Below are 7,066 nucleotides of genomic sequence, written 5' to 3'. Positions count from 1 at the left end.
TTATCTAAATTATTCATATATACAATCGCTACATTACCTTCTTTCTCAATAAGTACTTTACTCATTTTAACCTCTAAAAAGGTAAGGGGGAAACCCCTCAACCTTAATCTTCAACTATAGCTTTTGGACCATAAATTATAATTCCAGCTTTACCTTCAACAAATAATCTCCTAAATACCACACTTACTTTTTTGCCAATCTCTATATTATTAAAATCACTATCAACAATTTGTAGCATTAATCTAGCACCATTTGTAAGCTCCACTATAGCTACTGAATATGGTGTAAAATCCTCAAAGCCTTCTGGAGCAGAATAAATTATTGTATAAGTAAGTATTTTACCTTCTCTTGGAAGATCAATAATTTCAATATTTTCCGAGTGGCATTTTGGACATATTTTTCTGGCAGGATACATTGTGTAACCACAATCTTTACACTTACCACCTTTTAACATGTATCTTTGTGGCTTTTCTCTCCAATTTCTCGGTATAGTTAACATTAAATCACCTCCAAAATTGTAACTGTAACGGTGGCACCAGAACCACCTAAGTTATGGGCTAATCCTACTTTAGCGTTATTAACCTGGAGATCTTTACCTTGACCTCTTAATTGTTCTACAAGATTCACAATTTGTGCAACACCTGTTGCGCCTACAGGATGTCCTTTTCCCTTTAGACCACCGCTTGGATTTACAGGAATTTTCCCACCAATCTCTGTTAGACCGTCTTCTGTAGCTTTTGCACCTTTACCTTTTTCAAAAAATCCTAAGTCTTCTATTGCACATATTTCAGCTATAGTAAAACAGTCATGTACCTCAGCAACGTTTATATCATTAGGTGATTTACCAGCCATTTGATAAGCTTTTTTTGCAGCTTCTATTGTAGCTTGAAATGTAACAAAATCATCCCTTTGAGCTAAAGCAATTGTATCAGTTGCCTGGGCTATACCAGAAATTTTAATGGGTTTAGCAGCATTTGACAATTTTTTTGCTTTGTCTAACGGCATTAAAATGACACTTGCTGCTCCATCAGTCATTGGAGAACAATCATACAATCCAAGAGGATCTGCTATTATTGAAGCATTCAAAACATCATCAATTGTGATTATGTTGTGAAATTGTGCTTTTGGATTTTTTGAAGCGTTTTTATGATTTTTTACCGCTACTGCTGCAAGTTGTTTTCTTGTAGCATTAAAATCATGCATGTATTTTTTTGCTACCAATGCAAATAAGCCAGGAAAAGTAACGCCTTGATAACCCTCATACTCTCTATCAGCAGCCATAGATAATGAATAAACACCCTGAGAAGTTACAACATCGGTCATTTTTTCAACACCCGTGACAAGCACTACATCAGACATTCCTGATGCTACTTCCATATAAGCATGTCTAATAGCTACTCCTCCTGAAGCACAAGCATTTTCTATCCTAGTAGATGGTATATGTAAAAATCCTAAATAATCAGCTAAAATTGCAGCCATATGCTCTTGTTCTACAAAAGTACCGCCGCTAAAATTTCCTAAATAGATTGAATCTATTTTATCAACTCCCGAGCTTTTTATTGCTTCTAAACTTGCTTCAACAGCCAAATCTCTCCATGATTTTTCCCACAAATATCCGAAGTTTGTCATTCCTATACCAACAACTGCTACTTCTCTCATTATTAGTCCTCCCTCATTTTAATTTTGCCCCGTAAAAAAGCATAGTTTGCATAATTAATATACTGTTTTCTATCAGCATAATACTTTAATAGTGGCGCATTGTTTCGGACTTTTTCTAGCCTTTCTGTTACCTTAAATATAAAAGAATCGCTTCCTGCTCCAGAGCCAAATGAAGTCACAAGAATTATATCGTTAGCTTTGGCAATATCTAATACAGAAGCTAAGCCTAACAGTGAACAGCCTGAATATGTATTGCCAATATAAGGAGCAACCCATCCTGGTTCAAATTGCTCTTTTGTAAACCCTAGCATCTTTGATGCTCTTAAAGGAAAAGCTCCATTTGGCTGATGGAAAACGCAATATGTAATATCCTTTGGTGTCATTTTTGCTTTTTCCATAACTCCCCTAGCAGAATTTAAAGTATGATTGAAGTATGCTGGAGTTCCTGTAAATGGACCTGTATGGGTTGGGTATGATTGACCATCTCTTCTCCAAAAGTCTGGTGTATCTGTTGTATATGAATATGTGGCAATAACCTCTGCTAAAACATTATCATTCCCCATTATGAATGCCGCTCCACCTGCAGCCGCTGTGTATTCCAACGGATCTTTTGGAGCACCCTGAGAAGTATCTGAGCCTATACCAAGACCATATTTAATTTCCCCAGATTTTGCTAGTCCATATACTACAAATACTGTTTCACTGCCAGCTTTGCATGCAAACTCATAATCAGCCACATGAACAGCTGGAGTTATACCTAATGCATCTGCTACAATAGTTGCTGAAGGTTTAACTGCATATGGTTTTGATTCCGAGCCAATATATACAGCTCCTATTTCTTGTGGATCAATTTCTGCTCTTTTTAAAGCATTTCTGGCAGCTTCGTACGCTATCGTTACAGAATCTTCATCTTTTGCAGGAACCGTTTTTTCTCTTACCAATAAACCACTTTTCAAAGATTCGGCATCGTCACCCCATTGGGCAGCTATTTCTTCTACCTTAATCCTACGCTTTGGAACATAACATCCATACCCTACAATACCTGTCATAACTAAAAACCTCCTTTAAAAAATTTATAAATCGCTAAAACCATCTTCTATGCGTCTTGAAAGTAAAATTTTCATCATTTCTGTTGTTCCTGCACCAATATCATAAAGTTTCGCATCTCTCCAATACATCTGAACACGATAATCAGTTGTATAACCATAACCACCAAGAATTTGTATAGCTTCCTCTGCTGACTTTACTGCGGCTTGAGCTGATGTCATTTTAACCAATGCAGTCGCTGCTCTTAATTTTCTCGAACCAGGATTTTTTCTCCATACTTCAGCCAGTTGGTATAGATAAAGTCTATTCAACTCCAATTGTGAAAGCATGTAACCCAACTTTTCTTGAATCAATTGATAGTTTATTATTGGCTGATTAAATTGAATTCTTTCTTTAGCGTAATTTGATGCAATATCCAAAGAACCTTTAATCATGCCCAAATTGCTTCCAGATAAACCAATCCTTTCTACATCTAAGCCTTCCATCATTATATGGAGTCCTTCTCCCTCCTCTCTTAATAAATTTTCTTCTGGTACTTCCGTATCATTAAAAGTTACGAAACCTGTAGGAGAAGCTCTCATTCCCATCTTATGCATTTTTTCTATAGAAATATTTCCAAAATTCTTTTCTACTATAAAAGCAGAAACGCCTCGCTTAGGATCATCAGATGTGCGTGCATAAACTACAAAAATATCTGCAACAGGGCCATTAGTTATAAAAATTTTGCTTCCTCGCAATATATATCTATCACCTTTTTTAATAGCTCTTGTTCTAGGATGTGCAGCATCTGAGCCTATTTCTGGCTCAGTTATGCATATTGCAGCTACTTTATCTCCGGCAGCTATAGGTGGAATATATTTTTCTTTTTGTTGTTTGTTGCCAGCTCTATTAATAACATTACCGGCAAGTATAGCATGAGCACCTAATGTCATAGCAATTGCAGGTGAATATACAGACATTTCTTCATGTATTACAACGCTTGTTAATAGATCATCACCCAATCCACCCAGGTCACTATCTAACATCATCCCTGTAAGACCAATGTCACCCATCTTTTTCCATAGCTCAGGGGGCATATATTCTTGTTGGTCCCATTCCAATGTGTCTTTAAATTCCCGTTCACAAAAATCTTTTACAGTATTTGCGAACTCAACTACTTCTTCACGTAATCCTACCTTTGAAATAAGCATTTTTACCTCCTTTTCATTTTCTCTCTATTAACTAATATAAGCAAAAACTGTTCTAAACTTAAATATGTCATTATTTTTTAAAGTAGATTATTAGATATTTATAATAAATTGTTATTAGCTTAATGTTTTTAACTGTTAATTATTAATATTTATAAATTATTATATTGTAAAATGAAATATTCATAAGCTTTTAAAAGTTAATATACTATTCGATAAATTAATATATTTGTTTAGTTAACTTTATGTTAATAGAAAAATTTAAGTATGATTAGTTTTAAAATCATGTGATTACAAAAGTAATCATAATAGACCATATTTTTTCAGCTTTTTGAAAGCACTGGATTGACTGATTTTTAAAGCTTTAGCTAATTTTCTGGTACTTTTGTATAGTTCAAAATATTCTTGCAATATACTTTTTTCATAAGCTTCAATATTATCTTTTAAACTTTTTTTATCACTACTTAACTCATTTTTAACTGCGTTATTTTCATAATAATCCTCGATTGTTATAGTGTCATTTTTAGAATAAAAGTAAAGTTTTTCGATAATACTTTTTAATTCTCTGACATTTCCATCTAAATTTTGTGTTTTAATTGCATTAATTACATCGGGTATTATAACTTTTCTTGTTTTGTATGTTTCGTTAAGATTATTTAAAAAAAATTTTGTCAATATATTCACATCTTCCAATCTTTCTCTAAGTGGCGGTATATTTATATAAATTGTACTAAGTCTATAATAAAGATCTTTTCTAAAACGACTCTCTTGAATAGCTTTTTTAATATCTACATTTGTTGCTGCTATAATTCTAACATCAACTTTTGTAGGTTTTGTTGAACCTAATTTTAAAAATTGATTATCTTCCAAAAATCGTAGTAGTTTTGCTTGAGAAAACATTGGCATATCAGCGATTTCATCTAAAAAAACCGTTCCATTATTTGCAATTTCAAAAATTCCTTTTTTCCCTTTTTTATTAGATCCTGTAAAACTACCTGGTTCATAACCAAACAATTCTGATTCTAACAAAGATTCAGGTATAGCTGCGCAATTTACTGCTACAAAAGGAAAATTTTTCCTTGATCCAGCATAATGAATTAATTTTGCAACTAATTCTTTACCTACACCAGTTTCTCCACAAATCAGGACGGGTAAATCTACATTAGATGCTTTAACAGCTATATTGACTATTTTTAACATTTTTTCACTTTGAGCAACAATATTATAATCTGAAGCTAAATTCTTATTTATGTTTTCTTCTTCAGGTGTCAAAAATATATTTGAAATATCATAAATAGTATTCACCACATATTTTAAATTTCCTCTATTATCAAAAACTGGCTTGCCTTGAGATAAAAGTTTTTTACCTGTTTTTGTATTAAAAGAAACTATTGTTGGTTTTTTGTTTGAAATTACTGACAAAGTAGCAGAATTAGAAAAAAATTTAGCATCAACTAACTCCCTTAACGTTTTCCCAACAACCTCCTCTTTTTTTATTAAGGAAATATCTTCAAATACTTTATTGACCCACAATGTCACACCTTTGCTATCCGCTAAATATATTCCTACACCCAACGCATCGACAATAGTTTCTAATTCACTTTTGTCAAAAAGCACTTTTCTAACTCCAAAATCAAATTTAGAATATGTTAATTTTCTATCTTTTATTTATGTTAGATCATAATATGGAGTTTGTCAAGATTTTATTAAAAGCTTTTTTATTAATATCAACCAGTACAAAAACTTTAAATATGAGTTTTGACTAATTCTAATAATTGACTAATTGTAACTGATTTTGGTCTTTCAATGGGTAGGCTTAAAGCTCTATCCCAAAAAATATTTGCTAAAGATCCAATTACTATAGAATTACTGAACAAAACTGTAAAAAAATCTTTATCCATACCATAATGAGAATGAATAATTCCTGAAATATTATCTACATTTGGCCATGGATTATTTATTTTTGTGTGTTTTTTTAAAATATAAGGTATTGTATCAAATGCAAAACAGGCTATTTGAAAAAGTTCGTCATCTTTTAAATATTCTTCTCCAAATTTCATTTGTGCTAGAAATCTAGGATCTTTATTTCTAAGCACTGCATGACCGTATCCAGGAATTACTAAACCTTTATTTAACATATCTACACAGATTTGTTCTAATATCTCCTTTGTTAATTGATTCTTTTTTTGTTGGTATAGATTCATAAACCAATTAAAAGATTCTTTTATTGCACCCCCATGCAAAGGTCCAGACAAACCGTTTATACCTGCAGAAATTGAGCAATAAGCATCCGCCAAAGCTGAAGCAACTAAATGAGTGGTATGAGCAGAAACATTTCCATTTTCATGATCTGATAATAATATCATATAAAGTCTTAGAAACTCATCGTAAGGCCTATTTATTCCCATCATATAGGCAAAATTTCCCCCCAGATCTAAAGAATCATCCTCTTTGATAAACATATTGTTTTTATATTTAAGTCTATAAATAAAAGCTGAAATAATAGATATTTTAGGGAGTAAATTTAATACATCTTCTAGCATATATTCCCAAGCATTGTATTTTGTCACTTTACCTTTTTGGTATGCTTTTGTAAAAATAGATTCATGTTGCATTGAATTTATAGCAACCGAAAGCATTATGTTAGGATCTGTCTCTTTCGGCATAGTTTTTAAAATAGTGTATACATAATCTGGTAATTTTCTTCTTTCATTAAATATATCAATTATTTCTCTAACTTCTGTTTCTGAAGGTATATCTCCGGTAATTAAAAGATAAAATTGAGCTTCAACATAAGGCATTTTTGATAAAGAAGGTTTTGGAAGTTTTTGGAGAACTTCGTCTACAGTGTATCCTCGCCATATTATACCTTTTTCAGGGTCTACAGAAGATAAATCTGTAAAAAGTACCATTAAGCCTCTCATTCCATTTATTATTTGTGATATTTTTATTTCTCCGATATTTATATTTTTATATTGTTGTAAAAAAAGGTTAAATTCTTCACGTTTCATTTCTACAATACTTTTTATTTTTTCAAAAAATCTTGACATACAATACCTTCCTTGAATTTTAACTAAATTTTGCAATTGAATTTTTTTTAATTATTCCTTTTTAAGTAATATACATCAGTGCTTTATTAATAGCATCTAGATAAGCTTTGGCGCTTGCTTCTA

General features: G+C 32.0%; 6 protein-coding genes. All 6 read right to left on the bottom strand.

The features are described 5' to 3' along the window. Positions 1–103: 103 nt before the first annotated feature. Positions 104–499 carry a Zn-ribbon domain-containing OB-fold protein gene (locus ACP5FO_RS06575; protein WP_428110366.1) on the bottom strand — a complete coding sequence of 132 codons (396 nt, stop codon included), beginning with the start codon at positions 497–499 and terminating at the stop codon, positions 104–106. Further along, the gene (locus ACP5FO_RS06570; protein ID WP_428157219.1) at positions 499–1,659 is read right to left on the bottom strand and encodes a thiolase domain-containing protein; all 1,161 of its coding nucleotides are present in this window, start codon (positions 1,657–1,659) and stop codon (positions 499–501) included. Before ACP5FO_RS06570 ends, ACP5FO_RS06575 begins: the two co-directional genes overlap by 1 nt. 2 nt (positions 1,660–1,661) lie before the next feature. Further along, positions 1,662–2,708: a hydroxymethylglutaryl-CoA synthase gene (locus ACP5FO_RS06565; protein ID WP_428157218.1), complete on the bottom strand. Its 1,047-nt coding sequence runs from the start codon at positions 2,706–2,708 to the stop codon at positions 1,662–1,664. A 24-nt stretch (positions 2,709–2,732) separates the two neighbouring features. After that, a complete protein-coding gene (locus ACP5FO_RS06560) occupies positions 2,733–3,896 on the bottom strand; it encodes an acyl-CoA dehydrogenase family protein (protein WP_428157217.1) in 1,164 nt (387 codons plus the stop codon). A gap of 300 nt (positions 3,897–4,196) precedes the next feature. After that, on the bottom strand, positions 4,197–5,510 hold the full coding sequence (locus tag ACP5FO_RS06555; RefSeq protein WP_428157216.1) for a sigma-54 interaction domain-containing protein: 1,314 nt from the start codon (positions 5,508–5,510) through the stop codon (positions 4,197–4,199). Between the two features lie 128 nt (positions 5,511–5,638). Further along, positions 5,639–6,943: a citrate (Si)-synthase gene (locus tag ACP5FO_RS06550; RefSeq protein ID WP_428157215.1), complete on the bottom strand. Its 1,305-nt coding sequence runs from the start codon at positions 6,941–6,943 to the stop codon at positions 5,639–5,641. Between the last annotated feature and the right edge of the window lie 123 nt (positions 6,944–7,066).

This window comes from Desulfurella sp., assembly GCF_049977265.1.
In the GTDB taxonomy this organism is placed as follows: Bacteria; Campylobacterota_A; Desulfurellia; order Desulfurellales; family Desulfurellaceae; genus Desulfurella.
Note: the sequence above shows the minus strand (reverse complement) of the source record. Positions and strands in the feature narration are given on the sequence as shown.

Excerpts from the sequence above, each read along its gene's own strand:
- ACP5FO_RS06570 (WP_428157219.1), bottom strand. The coding sequence starts at position 1,659 with ATGAGAGAAGTAGCAGTTGTTGGTATAGGAATGACAAACTTCGGATAT.
- ACP5FO_RS06565 (WP_428157218.1), bottom strand. The coding sequence starts at position 2,708 with ATGACAGGTATTGTAGGGTATGGATGTTATGTTCCAAAGCGTAGGATT.
- ACP5FO_RS06575 (WP_428110366.1), bottom strand. The coding sequence starts at position 499 with ATGTTAACTATACCGAGAAATTGGAGAGAAAAGCCACAAAGATACATG.
- ACP5FO_RS06550 (WP_428157215.1), bottom strand. The coding sequence starts at position 6,943 with ATGTCAAGATTTTTTGAAAAAATAAAAAGTATTGTAGAAATGAAACGT.
- ACP5FO_RS06560 (WP_428157217.1), bottom strand. The coding sequence starts at position 3,896 with ATGCTTATTTCAAAGGTAGGATTACGTGAAGAAGTAGTTGAGTTCGCA.